Source organism: Hirschia baltica ATCC 49814 (genome assembly GCF_000023785.1).
Taxonomy (GTDB): domain Bacteria; phylum Pseudomonadota; class Alphaproteobacteria; order Caulobacterales; family Hyphomonadaceae; genus Hirschia; species Hirschia baltica.
This window is the reverse complement of sequence record NC_012982.1, coordinates 2858212-2873287: the sequence shown is the minus strand read 5'-3', so window position 1 is coordinate 2873287 and position 15076 is coordinate 2858212. Positions and strand designations below refer to the sequence as shown.

Genomic DNA, 15076 nt, shown 5'->3' with positions numbered 1-15076 from the left:
AGGTATGAAGAAATTGAACACGAAACCCACACTAAACCCACTGAGTCTCGATACTAAAGCCACAAAATGGGTAGACAAAACCCTCACGAGTTTGAGTGTGGAAGAACGCATAGCGCAATTATTTGTGCTATCAAGTCGATACGATACAGATGCTGAATGTGATGACTTACTCGCCATTGCGCCAGGTGGTATTCACCGTTTTCCTTGTCATAATCTTGAGCAGCATTTGCGTGCAACAAGGCGGTTATTAGATGAAAGCGAAGGTGTTCCTCCTATTATTACTGGTGACATTGAGGGCGGTTCGATTAGCTATCCATTCGCAACGCATATTCCCAACCAATTAGGGGTAGCTGCGTGCGATGACCTTGAATTAACAGAAGAATTAGCAAAGTTGGTTGCTCTTGAAAGTCGTGCATTGGGGTATGATTGGACGTTTACGCCGGTAGTTGATCTCAATGTTGCGTTTCGCAATGCGGTGGTAGGGACGCGTTCCTATGGGAGTGATGTTGAAAAAGTGCGAGAGCAGGCGCGTGTTTATGTGCGTGTCCTACAGGAGCACGGCATGGCTGCCACCGCTAAACATTGGCCTGGTGAAGGCTATGATGAGCGTGACCAACACCTTGTAACGACAGCAAATCCTCAAAATTTTGACGATTGGATGGATACATTTGGGAGTATATATTCATCGCTGATCAATGATGGTGTCATGACCATTATGTCCGCGCATATTGCGCTCCCATCTTTTATTCGATCTCTGATTCCAGATGCAGGACGAAGTGCATTTCAGCCGGCATCTGTGTCTGATCTGTTAAATCGTGTCCTGCTACGTGAAAGGCTGGGTTTTCAAGGGCTTATCGTATCTGACGCCACTGTGATGGGCGGTGTGACAAGTTGGTTGGGCCGACAAGAAGCAGTACCAGCTTTTATTGAAAATGGATGTGACGCCTTTTTGTTCAGCAGAGATCCCGCTGGAGATATGAAACTTATGCTTGATGGCGTTCGTACAGGAAAGCTATCAGAAGGGCGGTTGGAAGAGGCTGTTCGGCGAATGCTGACGCTGAAAGCCAAATTGCAGCTTCACACCAAAACGAGTCTAGAAAGACTTCCAGTGCTTGAAGAAACCAAGGGTATGTTGCGCTCTGATCAGCACATGAAAATTGCACAGAAGGCGTGTGGAAAAGGGATTACCCTTGTCAAAGACACAGCGAAATTATTGCCTTTAAAATCAATCAAGCAAAAGAGAGTTGTGGTTGTAGAAGATAAAGGTTGGAGCTTTTTTTCGGGAGCGCCAGAGAGAAATTACGATCCATTTAAAGCGGAATTAACTGCAAGAGGGTGTGAGGTAAGAGGATTTGATAAAGACAATTTCCCCACGGCTGAAGATGCGGATCTTTTAGTGTATTTGATCGGTCAGGAAGCCACGCCAAGTGTATCCAATATTCATTTGGATTTTGCAAAATTGCACGGTAGTCCACGTAATGGGATGGCGCAATTCAATCAGGAAATTCCTACAATAATTGTTTCTTTTGGGCAGCCATATTATTTGTTTGATGCGCCAAATTATCAAACTTACATAAATGCTTATTGTTCCATAGCAGAGGTGCAACGCCAGTTGGTGCCGCGTTTGTTTGGAGAGGTCGCATTTGAGGGTGTTTCGCCTGTAGACGCCTTTTGTGGTCTAGAGCATTTAAAATATTGATATTATTGTTGGTTAGTCAATTCTCTGAGGCGTAAATGATCATTAGATAATTCTTGATAGACGTTTGCAAAACAAAGGAATATGTTTCTACGAATGTCAAAAGAATCAAATAATAATCAAGATAAACGGCGTGGTATTCAATCCGTTGAAACCGGTGTCCGAGTCCTTGAAGCTTTAGCTAGCATAGGCGAGCCAGCAACGCTTAAGCGCGTTGCTGAACAATGCGGAATGGCCCCCTCACAGACCCATCGCTATCTCGTCAGTCTGATTGAGTCAGGAATGGCACATCAGAATGAAGCGACTGGCCGATATGATCTGGGGGCAGGTGCCATTAAAATCGGTTTGGCGGCTTTAGGGCAGGCCGACCCAATTCGTGAGGCAGACTCAGAAATAAGCCAATTTGTCGCTCGAACAGGAAGAACAGTTCAAATAGCAGCTCTTGGGCCACAAGGACCAACTGTTATTCGCTGGCATATGGGCCGGCCGGCTGTAATGACATCTTTTTCTGTCGGCAGTGTTTTGCCTTTGCTGTATTCGGCAACTGGGCATGTGTTTTTGACATTTGCGCCGGAGCAAGAGCTGATTGGTGTTTTATATCATGAATTGGCAGATGCTCAGATGGATCATTCCCAAGTTGAAGCAATACGTGAACGTGTTCGTAAAGATGGGTGCTCTTTAGTGCATGGAACAATGATACCGGGCTTAAGGGCGACGGCATTTCCAATATTTGACCTTCAGGGTCGCGCTGTTTTGACTGCAACGTCCCTCCAGCCAGATTCGTCCGTCTATAAGAAGGATGAAGAAGGCGAAGAATTGCGCGCAGCATGTAAAAGAGTGAGTGAGAGATTGGGATGGGTGAATTGATTTAGAGTTTGACATTGGGGAATTCATACCGCAATAGTGAATTTGAAGAGCTGATCATAATGATGGCTTCAAAGACTTATGTGTGGAATGTAAATGTCTCTTTCCAAACTGACGGCAGAAAATCAGTCCCGCATGCAGCAATTGTATCAAAGGATGGGACAAGAACATCTTTTGCCTTTATGGGAGCTGCTCGCAGGCCTCGTTACTCCTGAACCACAATCGCCTGCACGCGTGTATAAATGGTCCTTTGATTCAATGCGGCATTATCTGCTTGAAGCTGGGGGGCTCATAACGGCTGAGCAAGCAGAGCGGCGCGTCCTCATTCTTGAAAACCCAGATATGCCTGGAAGTTCTGCGATAGTGCCGAGCCTTTATGCTGGTTTGCAGCTTGTGCTTCCGGGGGAAATTGCACCTAGTCACCGGCATTCACAAAGTGCATTGCGATTTGTACTTGAAGGTGAGGGCGCATTTACTGCTTTAAACGGTGAAAAAGCAGTGATGAGTCAGTTTGATTTGGTGTTGACGCCTTCTTGGCAATGGCATGACCATGGAAATGAAACTGAACAACATATGATCTGGCTGGATGGTTTGGATATTCCCGCTGTTCGATCATTTGATGCCGCATTTGCTGAGCGGTTGGATGAAAAAGCACACAAGGAAACGCAACCTCCTGGAGATACGCTAAAACGTTACGGGAAAAATATGCGTCCATTCAGTGGAAGTGCCGCAGATACAAGGCCGGTACATCAACCTCTTTTCCATTATCCGTATCAAGACTGGATGCAATCCCTACGTGGTGTTGCTGAAGGAAGTGAGATTGATCCACATCTCGGGCATGCTCTGGAGTTCATAAATCCAGCAACCGGTGGATCTGTTATGCCGATTATATCTGCGCACGTACGGTTGTTGCCGGCTGGCTTTGAAACCAAAACTCGTCAATCTTCTGATGGTAGTGTCGCGACAGTTGTTAGTGGGCATGGTGAAGCTCGAATTGGCGATAAAATCCTCAAGATCGGGCCAAGAGATATTTTTACAATTCCGTCGTGGAAAGAGCTGCAGCTACGCGCTGATTCAGAGCTCGTCCTATTTATTTATTCTGACAAAGGGGCTCAAGAAAAGTTGGGCCTGTATAGGGAGAAGTGTTCATGAGCAATGTGTTTGAACCTAAAAAAACAACTCTAACGGAAACGACTAGTGGAGAAACCTATCCGGTAAGTCGTATTTTCTGTATTGGTAGAAATTATGCTGCTCATGCGCGGGAAATGGGCCGTGACCCAGACCGTGAACTTCCATTTTTCTTTACTAAATGGGCTGAAACAATTGTGCCATCTGGTGCAACAATTATGTACCCGCCTTGCACTGAAAATTTTCACTATGAAGCAGAACTAGTTATAGCTGTTGGAAAAGCGGGACGTAACATTCCTGTCGACTCTGCGCGTGATTATATTTATGGTTATGCGACAGGTTTGGATATGACGCGTCGTGATCTGCAATTAGAAGCCAGAGAAAAAGGTCGTCCTTGGGATACTGGTAAAAATGTAGAAGAGTCTTCTCCAATTGGTTTATTACACAAAGCTTCAGATGTGCACGACATGAGCAAAGGCTCAATCAAGCTGACTGTAAATGGTGAAGTGAAGCAAGATGGTGATTTGGCCGAGTTGATTTGGGATGTAGAAGAGGTCGTAGCCTACATTTCTAAATTCTACCGTCTTGAGCCAGGTGATTTGATCTATACTGGAACGCCTGCAGGTGTCGGACCGGTTGTCACTGGTGATGAAATCTCGGTGACAATTGACGGACTTACAGCCTGTACTGTCAAAGTTGGAGAAACTCCCGTTGACTAGTCAGTATACTCTTCACGGTTTTTTTCGTTCTGGAGCATCCTATCGGGTTCGTATTGCATTGAATCTGAAGGGTGTTTCCTATGAGCAATTCGGATATAAACTCCGTAAAAATGAACAAAATAGTGAGGCTTTTCTGAAGCTAAACCCACAAGGTTTTGTTCCGGCATTAGAGAGCAATGATACGGTTTTGACGCAAAGTCTCGCAATCTGCGAATATTTGGATGAGATTATTCCAACGCCCAAGCTTTTGCCTGATAATGCAATTGAGCGCGCTAGAGTTCGGGCGTTTTCGCAGGTTATTGCATGCGATATACATCCTATTCAAAATCTGAAAATTCTTCAAAGATTGTCAGCTCTTGGGCTGGATGAAGATCAAGTCAATGCCTGGGCTGCGACGACGATAAATGAGGGATTAGATGCGTGTGAAGCCTTAATCAAAAGGCAATCAGGACCATTTTGTTTTGGTGAGGATGTGACTTTGGCGGATGTTTGCCTTATTCCTCAGCTTGTAAACGCCCGTCGTTTCGGTGCCTCTATGAAGTGGGAGCGTCTTATGGAAATCGAAGCGAAATGTCTCACTTTGGATGCGTTTAAAAGGGCGATGCCAGAAAACCAGCCAGATGCTGTTTAACGCGTGTTGGGTTTAATATCAGTAAAACACTCTAGGATTGCAATTAAACTTTTTCTGGTGATTAGCGTTATGAGAAAAGATGTAACAGATAATGTTTGACCGGGTGACCCTTGTATTTCCATAGACTCGAGATCAGTAGGGGCTCCTTTGCGTGATAAGTCATCAAAAGAGTTTTGAAATTTTTGATGGTCTAAATTTGTTTCACTATGATGAAATAAATTCTTCAATGGTAAATTTTTTGTATGCAATATCTTAGCTGTGCTGACATAAGAATAATAACTGGGTTGGTTAGCAATTTACCCAGAAGGAGGAGACCAAAATGAGCCAGGTGTCTGAAAAGACTAGTGACGAAGTAAAGAGCCATGACTCAGATTGGCCAAAGCCAGCCGTGGCATGGACTGTTGCAATTCTATTAACGTTTGCTAACTCTCTGGCATTCGTTGATCGCCAAATATTAGCTATGCTTGTTGAGCCGATTAAAGAGGCTTTTCAGGTAAGTGATACTTTGATTAGCATCCTATACGGCCTAACGTTTTCTCTTTTTTATGTTGCTGTTGGTATTCCAATAGCGCGATTGGCAGATTCAACGAACCGTCGGAATATCGTTGTTGCAGCGATATCTCTATGGAGTGTTATGACTTGTTTTTGTGGGTTGGCACAAAATTATATCATGCTGCTTTTAGCGCGTATTGGTGTGGGGGCAGGTGAGGGTGGATTTACTCCGGCAGCCCAGTCTTTATTGGCAGACATGTTTCCAAAAGATCGGTTGCCGACTGCTTTAGGTTTGTTTTCAACTGGAATTTATCTAGGTGGTGGAGCTGCTTTGATTATTGGTGGGTCAATCATCACGCACCTAAATGAAGTTGGGCCTATTACTGTTCCGATTTTGGGAACGTTAGATCCGTGGCAGGTGCCCTTCCTTATTGTGGGAGCACCGGGAATGTTGCTAGCTGCGATTTTTATGTTTGTTAAAGAACCTAAGCGGCGTGGTTTAACGAAAAAAGCAGAAACTTCCATGAGTTTTCAAGAGATGAAAGCTTATGCTGGTCTTAATTGGAAGAGTTATGCTGGTATTATTCTGGGCTTGGCATTTCTTATACTTGTTGGTCAATCTGGGTCTGCTTGGATACCGGCTTTCTTTCAACGTAAATTCGATTGGGATGCGGGACAGATAGGTGCAGCTTATGGCCCAGTTGTGGTTTTCTGTGGTGCGAGTGGTGCTTTACTGGGTGGTTTCGTTGCAAGTTATCTAAAGAAAATGGGTCATGTCCGTGCAAACCTTATCGCCCCTCTGTTTGCTTTTGGTGCATTGATTCCGGTAACGATACTTTACCCACTTATGAGCACGCCGACCTTAGCGCTTATCCTAATTGGAGTGATGAACTTCTGTGCTGGGTTTCCATTTGGCGGTTGTTTTGCCGCGCTTCAAGAAATTACACCCAATCGCATGAGGGCCCAGGTGGTTGCTATCTTCATGCTGGGAGTAAACTTACTTGGAGCAGGGCTTGGGCCAACAATTGTGGCTTTGATAACTGATATTGGTTTTGGTGATTCAGCTGCGCTGCCATACTCATTGGCGATTACAAATTTGGTGTTTTCACCCTTAGCTTTTATTTTGCTTATCCTTGGATTTCAAAATCATGTGAAAGCTATCGAAACGGTTAAACAACACACTAGCTCTTGAATTTAAATTCAGATTTAAGAGCACCTCCCAGAAGCGCCCCTGCTAATTAGCGGGGGCGTTTTTTGTTGTTTTTTAAAGCGTGTTGGTTTTCAAAACCGTGGCAAATACTCCACACTACCCTTTCATTTTATATACCGCATTGGAAAACTAGTTGCACAATGAGGAATATTCAGATATTCAAATCATCGAGTTGCGTAGGAATGCGTTGGGTTAATTAAGATGGATGGTCAAGCTTCGCATTTAAGCTCAAAAAGACGCGTTACATTTAATCTCCTGCTTGAGGGATTGTCCTGAAAAAGAGTTACGCAAATTCAAATAATAGGTCCAAAGGGAGGATAGAATGAAACATTTGAGATCAATTCTGATGACGTCCACGATTGTGTTGGGTGTCAGTTATGCATTGCCTGCTGCGGCACAAGAGGCTGCTGCTACGCAAGAGACAGAAACTAAAACGCGAAACTTGGACACAATTATTGTGACTGCCACTCGCCGTGAAGAGACTCTTCAGCAAGTACCTGTGGCTGTAAATGTTGTTACTGGAGATGATCTAGAAAACAACATGATTGGAGCTGTGGACTCTATCGTAGAAGTTTCTCCCAGTTTGACATTTACAAAGGGAAGCAACGACCTAAGTAGCTCTTTGAATATTCGCGGTATGGGAACTTCTGTATTCTCATCTGCTGTGGAACCGTCAGTATCTGTTGTTGTTGATGACGTGGTGATGGCGCGCTCTGGTCAGGCTTTTCAAGACCTAATTGATATTGAACGCGTTGAGGTCCTGCGTGGGCCGCAGAGTACATTATTTGGTAAAAATGCGTCCGCGGGTGTTGTCTCTGTGACGACAAAAGCACCTTCTGATGTTTTTTCTGGCGATTTTGATGCGCTCGTCGCAGAAGACGGTCAATTGGAGGCTCGTGGAAGTTTATCTGGGCCAATTGGTGATACTGCTGGATGGAGACTTTCTGCATATAGCAAGCAGCTCGATGGAGTCACTGAAAACGTATACAATGGCGAAAAACTAAACGGATATGACGTTTGGGGTGCACGTGGTAAACTTGAGTTTAATCCAACGGATGCCTTGAAAGTGACTTTTATCGGTGATCACCGTAATAGTGAAGCGACACCGACATACACAATTCGTGGGTTCTTTTCAGAGGCATCTGGTGAAACGGCTGCTAACCTGATTGCACCAGTAGTCGTTGGTCCTGACAATGATCAGGTTAACATTAATGGTGGTGTTTACAGTAATTCAGAACAAAGTGGTTTGTCTGCAAAGGCTGTTTACAGCTTTGACAATGATTTCGAGTTAACATCTGTAACTGCGTGGCGTGATTTCACTATCGACAGCAATTTGGATATTGACCAGTTGCCGTTTGAAGAGCCTCAGGCAATGCCATTTTTTAACTTCAATTATAACAATGGTACGACTGAGCTAACGCAAAAAAGTCAAGAATTCAGACTTGCGTCTCCCACGTATGAAAAATTTGATTTTCTTGTTGGATTGTTTGCATTCCAGACAGAAATTGATCGCACTTTCAAGCGTCGCTGGGAGTGGAATTTAGGTGACAGCCTTCTAAACCGAAGCGGTCAGTTTAATGGTTCGGCAAAGAATACAAACTTGTCTGCTTTTGCTAGCGGTAACTGGTTTGTAACACCGGACTGGACAGTCTTCGGGGGTGTGCGTGCATTACGTGAAGAGCTTTCTTGGGTAGGGTATAGAAATCCTGAGAATGTGCTTGTAGAAGGTGATGTCGCATTGCCGGGTGATATTGGGACATTGCTTGATATCTCAGACAGCTTAGAAGATGATGCTGTCACAGGAAACATTGGTGTTCGTAGACTGCTTGGTGATGCGGGATCCGTATACGCAAGCTATTCGCGCGGGTATAAAGGCGGCGGCTTTGATCTTAGTCTTGGGACAATTCAAACAACTCAGCCTGTAGATCCTGAAATTTCGGATGCATTTGAAGTTGGTTTGAAACTCAACACATTTGATGGAAAGCTTTCAACATATCTTGCTGCATTCCACACGACTTACAATGACTTCCAGGCGCAGCGTCAAGACACTGATGATGTTGTATTCTTGTTAGACAATGCTGGGCAGGTCATCACGCAGGGGATTGAAGCTGAATTTGTATATCGTCCGACTGAATTGACACGTATTAATTTTGGTGCAGCTCTTATTGATGCCAAGTTTGAAGAATTCCCAGGAAGCCAGTGTTACCTTGGTCAAACAGAAGCATTGGGCTGTGTGAATGGTACGCAGGATTTGAGCGGAAAGTCAGTTCCATATTCTCCAGATACAAAGTTTACTGCTTTGATCCGGCAGGAAATTCCATTTGAAACTTTACCATTTGATGGTTTTGTTCAAGTGAACGGAACATGGCAGAGTGAAATCTTCACAAACCTCAACCAAGACCCAAATGCTGTTCAAGATTCTTACGGCTTGTTGAATGCTTCCTTTGGTGTTCAATCTGATGATGGGCGTTACACATTCAGCATCTTTGGTCAAAACTTGACGGATGAAGTGTACACTCCACAAATCTTTGTGGCTCCACTTGCTGGTGGTCGTTACGCTCAACAGATTGCACGTAACCGTCACCGCTATATTGGTGCTCAACTATCATACTCGTTCTAATCGCAGTTCGATAGGTAATTATAGTCAGATGAATAAAGCGAGCCTTTTGTAAAAGAAGAGGCTCGCTTTTCTGTTATGTGGACAGGATTCATGTGATGCTTGGTGCGTCTGACTTCCTAAATGATCCAAAGGAATAAATCCGATGAGATGCTTTTCAAAAGTCGTTATATTTTCAATGTTGCTTTTGGGGGCGTGTGCGGCTTCTCCAAAACCGGCTGATCTGATTGAAACTCAGAGACAAACAAAGTCAGCTCGTCCGCAATTAATTGTACTTACAGATATTGGAAATGAACCGGACGATGCCGAATCTCTTGTTCGGCTATTGCTGTATACGAATGAAATTGACCTAAAAGGCATAGCTGCTGTCACATCAAGGCATTTGCCTGCCACAGTGAACCCTCAATTGATTGAAGAGCGGGTCGATGCTTATGAAGAGGTCTTCGAAAATTTAAAAGTTCACGATGCGCGTTATCCAGACGCGATTTACATACGCCAGAACATTGTCACGGGGCATCCAACATATGGAATGACGGGGGTGGGTGAAGGCTTTGAATCATCTGCTTCGCAATTGATTATCGACACGGTTGATAAGTCTGATGATGCGCCTGTTTGGGTTTCTGTATGGGGTGGTGCATCAACCTTGGCGCAAGCATTGTGGACGGTGCGAGAAACACGAAGTTCGGATGAGTTAGTGGATTTTCTCTCTAAATTGAGAGTGTATTCGATTTCTGATCAAGATGATGCTGGTCCGTGGGCACGGTCACAATTTCCATCTTTGTTTTGGGTGTCGGATGTTCATGGTTTTACGCAATATCGTCTTGCGACATGGACTGGAATTTCCAGAGCTGTTCCCGGCGCGGACCAGAAAACCGTAAGCTTGGACTGGCTCTCAAAACATATTATTGATCAAGGTCCTCTGGGAAAGCTTTACCCGCCACCAGCTTATATTGTGGAAGGTGATACGCCGTCTTTTTTGAATTTGATTCCGAATGGGTTAAGCGATCCTGAGAGACCTGATTGGGGGGGATGGGGTGGCCGCTATGAAAAAATGGCTGCATTTCTTGGTTTGTGGACAACCACGTTTGATAGTCTGAGAGGTGATGGAGGGCAGTCATTTTCCTCGCCTCAAGCGACGATTTGGCGCTGGAGAGAGGCTTTTCAAAATGATTTTGCTTCACGCATTCAATGGAGCCAGATCTCAGATTTTGCGCAGGCTAATCATGCACCTGAAATTATACTAAATGGTGAGGATGGCTTCGCTCCTGTCTATATTGATGCCTGTCCGGGCGAAGAGATTGTGCTAAGTGCGACCGGCTCTTCAGATCCAGATGGTGATGCATTAGATATTCGTTGGTTTTGGTATCGTGAAGCGGGCGGCAGGTTTGCACCTGAGGTGACCCTAAGTGACACGGTGGGCGCAGATACGCACGTGAAAATTGCTGGCACAGCAAAAGTGGATCAGTTTACGCCACCAGCAGAATATAATTTGCATGTAATCGCGCAAATAACCGATGCTGGATCACCCGCATTAACAAGATATCGTCGTGCTATTATCAATCTTCCGGGGCTTGCAGATCCATCTGCGGTCATTGGCGATGAGTGCGCGGTTATTCCGATCCAGCCGTCGCATTAGGCGCTGACAGAGCAATAAAACGCCTTTCCGTAGGTGGGGAGGCGTTAATGGTGACTATGGATTTCGGCGATCAATTACTGTTGTTTGCAGGCGCAAACTTTTACTTTGTCTCTTTCAATCGGCTTTTGATTAATTGGGATGCCAGTTGCGTTTTTGCGTTGTCTGTGCACTCATTTCAATCACTCGAACCGATTGGGGGTAAGAGCGAGTAAACTTGAACACTCTAAATATATGTAGCAATTAAAAGAAACTTTCAGTTGTGAGCCGTTACTATGTCGAAGGTACAAAGCATTCTTATTGTTGACGATGACGAACATTGTATTGAGTTATTAAGATTGGCATTGAATGCAGCGGGCGCTGTCAGCATATTGGCTGAGACAGAATCTGAAATTGCAGCAAATCACATCATGAGCAATCCAATTGATCTTGTGGTTTTGGACATTAAAATGCCAAAAGTGAATGGGTTTGATGTTCTAAAACAGCTTCGCGGCGAAGGTGATAAAACACCGGTGATTATGCTATCTGGTTCATCATATCAACAAGATATAGATCGCGCCTATCAGCTGGGCTGTAACAGCTATTTTGAGAAACCTGGATCACTCGACGATTATCGGAAGTTTGCCACCTGTCTGGTGGAATATTGGTCTACAGGTTATGTGCCTATTGGGGCTTAATTAGCAATAGGAGACGGGATGTTACGATATTCGAAAGCCTTTGGCTCGAATCGCATACCAAGCTGGCTCTTATCGCTTGAATTACATGCGGGACTAATTGGGTTTATTGCGCTAGCGGTTTTATTAATTGGCTGGGGTGCTTTTATTCCAACACTGACAACAGTGTTTAGTGACATGCCTTCGATGAAGCCTGTTACCGCGATTAGCATTATAAGTCTGAGCGTGGCATGTATATTTAGCTTGCGGTCTAGTCGCTTTGGAGTGATTGTCTCAGCAACAATTGGTGCATTGCTTTCACTCAGTATGTTGTTTTTGTTGCTTTTTGATAATGACCGATCTGAGATGGGTATTTGGGCGCTTGAGCCATCACTCGCAACCAAGTTTGCTCTCATGTTGGCTGGTTTATCTTATGCGCTTTTTCCATTTGCTAAATTCTTTTCTACAGCGATAGCGATTATTGCTCTTGGTGTAAGTTGCACATCCTTATTGAGAGCTTTGGATTTATTGTTTTTCCATGGAGCTGTATTGGTCGCGGGACCGTTTGACTCCATGGCTATTCACACGTCGATTTTAATCACGTGGTTTATGGTTGTGTGTGTTCTTATGCATCCTCGCCTTGGTATCGGCATGACTGTTTTTCAGGTCAGCTTAAGAGGAAGAGTTCTACGCAGATCATTGTTGGTATTGGTCGCAGTTCCTCTCGCGTCTTATATTCTTGCTTTGCCATCGAGAAGTATAGAAAATGCTTCTGTAAGCGTGCTCTTTGTTATGTTTGCGGGGCTGAGTATTGTTGCTGGAGCTGTTCTGACATGGTGGATTTCTGCGTTGCTTGAGGAATACCAAAGTAATGCTACGGAGCTAAGTTCGAATTTATCGACTGCTAATCAACATCTAAAGCGTTTTGCGTTCGATATGGCTCATGATCTCAGGGCCCCCATTAGGAACCTTAAAGTATATTCCGAGTTGGCTGTTGAGGCGCTGGAAGCTGATAATGTCGAAGGGGCAAAAACTTATTTGAATCGCAACATCTCAGGTGGAGAGAAGTTGATCGAGACTATAGAAAAGACGCTTGATAATGCGAAAACAGCGTATCGTCAGCCGAAATTTTCAACGTATCGAGTCTCGGAGCTTATTGATGCCTCAGCTAGGCTTCTACAAAATGATTTAGATGAAGCAGAGTGTCGAATTGAAATAGACGGTGATGCAGAGATTATCTGTGATGCATCAATGTTGGAGACTCTATTTTTAAACTTAATGTCCAACAGCATAAAGTATCGCATTCCGGATCAACAATTGAATATTTATTTGAAGGTCAAAGAAGAGAAATCTGCTTGGCGTTTGTCTTTTCGGGATAATGGAACGGGCTTTAATCCAGAGTTCGTCTCTCGTGCATTTGACCCGCTAGCTGTTGATCTTTCTACTGGTTCAAAAGAGGGGACGGGGCTTGGTCTTGCTACATGTCAGACAATTGTGGAGGCCCATAAAGGGCAAATTTGGATTGAATCGAATATAAGTGAGGGGGCTTGTATTTCTTGGACGATTCCAAAGGCACCAGATGTTCAGACGCTGGCGTCGATACCGTTAGGCGCTCAGATTGCGTAAACGTCAATGCAAATGAAGGCCTGCTACCAATAACATTTTCTTAGATTTCTGACTGAAAAGATCGATATGCGATCTAAGTGCTTTCGCCGCATTTTCTTCGATTACGGTATGAATTAATTTCGAGAATTGTCGCGCTTTTCCATCTCTATTTGTGGGATGAAAGTCATTAGTATTTTTCAGGGTGGGGGTGAATGTCGCTTTGACTTTTGCATGGAAAAGACGAATACATCTCTATTAATAGAAGATTAAAATATAACAATTGGGACGAAGTGAATGAGTGCATCATTAAAGCGTGAAGCTTGCTTGATTAATGGGGAATGGCGAACAAATGACAGCTGGATTGATGTAGACAATCCAGCGACCGGCGAAGTGATAGGCAGGGTGCCAAAATTTGGTCGTGATGAAACGGCGCAAGCCGTTGCTGCAGCAAAAGCAGCGAAGCCTGCTTGGGCTGCTTTGACGGGCAAAGAGCGCTCAATCAAATTGCGCAAATATTTTGATTTAATCATACAAAATCAGAACGAATTGGCAGAGATTTTAACGGAAGAACAAGGTAAACCCTTGGCAGAGGCGAAAGGTGAAATCGTCTATGCTGCGAGTTTTATCGAATGGTTTGCCGAAGAAGCAAAGCGAGTTTACGGGGACGTTATTCCAGGGCATCAGCGAGACAAACGGATTGTGGTGTTAAAGCAGCCCATCGGTGTGGTTGCTGCGATTACGCCGTGGAATTTTCCTGCGGCTATGATTACGCGCAAAATCGGACCCGCTTTGGCAGTTGGGTGTACAGCGGTAATTAAACCAGCAACACAAACGCCGTTTACAGCTTTAGCGCTGGGGGCTTTGGCGATGGAAGCGGGCATTCCTGCTGGTGTTGTTAATGTGGTGACGGGAAGTTCAACATCTATCGGTGCGGAACTGACTGAAAACCCTGATGTATCTAAGATTAGTTTCACAGGTTCAACGCGTGTTGGTGCGCTATTGATGGAGCAGTCGGCGCCGACTATTAAAAAGCTGTCTTTGGAGTTGGGCGGCAATGCCCCATTCATCGTGTTTGACAGCGCTGATGTTAAAGCTGCTGTTGCAGGCGCTATGATGTCCAAGTTTAGAAATGCTGGGCAAACTTGTGTTTGTGCGAACCGGATATATGTACAATCTGGTGTTCATGACGAATTTGTCGAACAATTAAGCAAAGCTATTACGGCATTGAAAGTGGCTCCCGGCAATGAAAAAGGTGCTGAACTCGGACCGCTGATTGATGCAAATGCAATCGCCAAAGTGAATGAGCATATTGAAGATGCTGTTTCCAAAGGTGCCTCGCTGGTTACTGGTGGAAAAGCACATGCATTGGGAGGTCGTTTTATCCAGCCAACACTTCTAACAGGGGTGACATCCGATATGGCTGTTGCACGTGAAGAGACTTTTGGTCCTCTTGCGCCTGTTTTCAAATTTGAAACTGAAGCAGATGTTTTGAAGATGGCAAATGACACTGAATTTGGTTTGGCGGGGTATTTCTATTCGCGTGACCATTCACAAGTTTGGCGTGTTGCTGAAGGACTTGAGACAGGCATTGTGGGTGTGAATACTGGGCTGATTTCAACTGAAGTTGCGCCATTTGGAGGCGTGAAACAATCGGGTCTGGGCCGTGAAGGTTCTCACTATGGTATGGATGATTATCTTGAGTTGAAATATGTCTGTATGGGCATAGAAAAGGGCAATTAAACGCTTAGAATATGCCTATAACTCGCGTGCGTGTGTGTGATTTTGATGAGTTCTGAGGGATTTCAAATAATGGAAGCCAACATTTGTG

At 44.6% G+C, this 15076-nt stretch carries 11 protein-coding genes; all 11 read left to right on the top strand.

Translation table 11 applies throughout. From position 1 onward, the window contains the following. Nucleotides 1-4: 4 nt before the first annotated feature. The 11 genes from HBAL_RS13315 (at nucleotide 5) to HBAL_RS13265 (ending at nucleotide 14988) form a co-directional block, all read left to right on the top strand. A complete protein-coding gene (locus tag HBAL_RS13315; protein WP_015828467.1) occupies nucleotides 5-1699 on the top strand; it encodes a glycoside hydrolase family 3 protein in 1695 nt (564 codons plus the stop codon). 93 nt (nucleotides 1700-1792) lie between these two features. Next, nucleotides 1793-2563 carry an IclR family transcriptional regulator gene (locus HBAL_RS13310; RefSeq protein WP_015828466.1) on the top strand — a complete coding sequence of 257 codons (771 nt, stop codon included), beginning with the start codon at nucleotides 1793-1795 and terminating at the stop codon, nucleotides 2561-2563. 93 nt (nucleotides 2564-2656) lie between these two features. Next, the gene (gene gtdA, locus HBAL_RS13305) at nucleotides 2657-3712 is read left to right on the top strand and encodes a gentisate 1,2-dioxygenase (RefSeq protein WP_015828465.1); all 1056 of its coding nucleotides are present in this window, start codon (nucleotides 2657-2659) and stop codon (nucleotides 3710-3712) included. After that, a complete protein-coding gene (locus HBAL_RS13300) occupies nucleotides 3709-4407 on the top strand; it encodes a fumarylacetoacetate hydrolase family protein (RefSeq protein WP_015828464.1) in 699 nt (232 codons plus the stop codon). Before gtdA ends, HBAL_RS13300 begins: the two co-directional genes overlap by 4 nt. After that, on the top strand, nucleotides 4400-5038 hold the full coding sequence (gene maiA / locus HBAL_RS13295) for a maleylacetoacetate isomerase (protein WP_015828463.1): 639 nt from the start codon (nucleotides 4400-4402) through the stop codon (nucleotides 5036-5038). The genes HBAL_RS13300 and maiA overlap by 8 nt, the downstream gene beginning before the upstream one ends. Nucleotides 5039-5357: 319 nt before the next feature. Further along, a complete protein-coding gene (locus HBAL_RS13290) occupies nucleotides 5358-6722 on the top strand; it encodes a spinster family MFS transporter (RefSeq protein ID WP_015828462.1) in 1365 nt (454 codons plus the stop codon). 340 nt (nucleotides 6723-7062) lie between these two features. Then, a complete protein-coding gene (locus HBAL_RS13285) occupies nucleotides 7063-9360 on the top strand; it encodes a TonB-dependent receptor (RefSeq protein ID WP_015828461.1) in 2298 nt (765 codons plus the stop codon). A 142-nt stretch (nucleotides 9361-9502) separates the two neighbouring features. Next, the gene (locus HBAL_RS13280; RefSeq protein ID WP_015828460.1) at nucleotides 9503-10993 is read left to right on the top strand and encodes a DUF1593 domain-containing protein; all 1491 of its coding nucleotides are present in this window, start codon (nucleotides 9503-9505) and stop codon (nucleotides 10991-10993) included. A 272-nt stretch (nucleotides 10994-11265) separates the two neighbouring features. Further along, complete coding sequence (locus HBAL_RS16430; RefSeq protein WP_015828459.1) at nucleotides 11266-11667, top strand: response regulator; 402 nt, start codon at nucleotides 11266-11268, stop codon at nucleotides 11665-11667. Between the two features lie 18 nt (nucleotides 11668-11685). After that, nucleotides 11686-13269, top strand: coding sequence for a sensor histidine kinase (locus HBAL_RS13270; RefSeq protein ID WP_015828458.1), 1584 nt, complete (start codon nucleotides 11686-11688; stop codon nucleotides 13267-13269). Nucleotides 13270-13542: 273 nt separating this feature from the next. Beyond that, complete coding sequence (locus tag HBAL_RS13265) at nucleotides 13543-14988, top strand: NAD-dependent succinate-semialdehyde dehydrogenase (protein ID WP_015828457.1); 1446 nt, start codon at nucleotides 13543-13545, stop codon at nucleotides 14986-14988. The last annotated feature ends 88 nt before the right edge of the window (nucleotides 14989-15076 follow it).

Coding starts and splice junctions, on each gene's coding strand:
- HBAL_RS13265 (WP_015828457.1), top strand. CDS start 13,543: ATGAGTGCATCATTAAAGCGTGAAGCTTGCTTGATTAATGGGGAATGG.
- gtdA (WP_015828465.1), top strand. CDS start 2,657: ATGTCTCTTTCCAAACTGACGGCAGAAAATCAGTCCCGCATGCAGCAA.
- HBAL_RS16430 (WP_015828459.1), top strand. CDS start 11,266: ATGTCGAAGGTACAAAGCATTCTTATTGTTGACGATGACGAACATTGT.
- HBAL_RS13300 (WP_015828464.1), top strand. CDS start 3,709: ATGAGCAATGTGTTTGAACCTAAAAAAACAACTCTAACGGAAACGACT.
- HBAL_RS13285 (WP_015828461.1), top strand. CDS start 7,063: ATGAAACATTTGAGATCAATTCTGATGACGTCCACGATTGTGTTGGGT.
- HBAL_RS13315 (WP_015828467.1), top strand. CDS start 5: ATGAAGAAATTGAACACGAAACCCACACTAAACCCACTGAGTCTCGAT.
- HBAL_RS13290 (WP_015828462.1), top strand. CDS start 5,358: ATGAGCCAGGTGTCTGAAAAGACTAGTGACGAAGTAAAGAGCCATGAC.
- HBAL_RS13310 (WP_015828466.1), top strand. CDS start 1,793: ATGTCAAAAGAATCAAATAATAATCAAGATAAACGGCGTGGTATTCAA.
- HBAL_RS13280 (WP_015828460.1), top strand. CDS start 9,503: ATGAGATGCTTTTCAAAAGTCGTTATATTTTCAATGTTGCTTTTGGGG.
- HBAL_RS13270 (WP_015828458.1), top strand. CDS start 11,686: ATGTTACGATATTCGAAAGCCTTTGGCTCGAATCGCATACCAAGCTGG.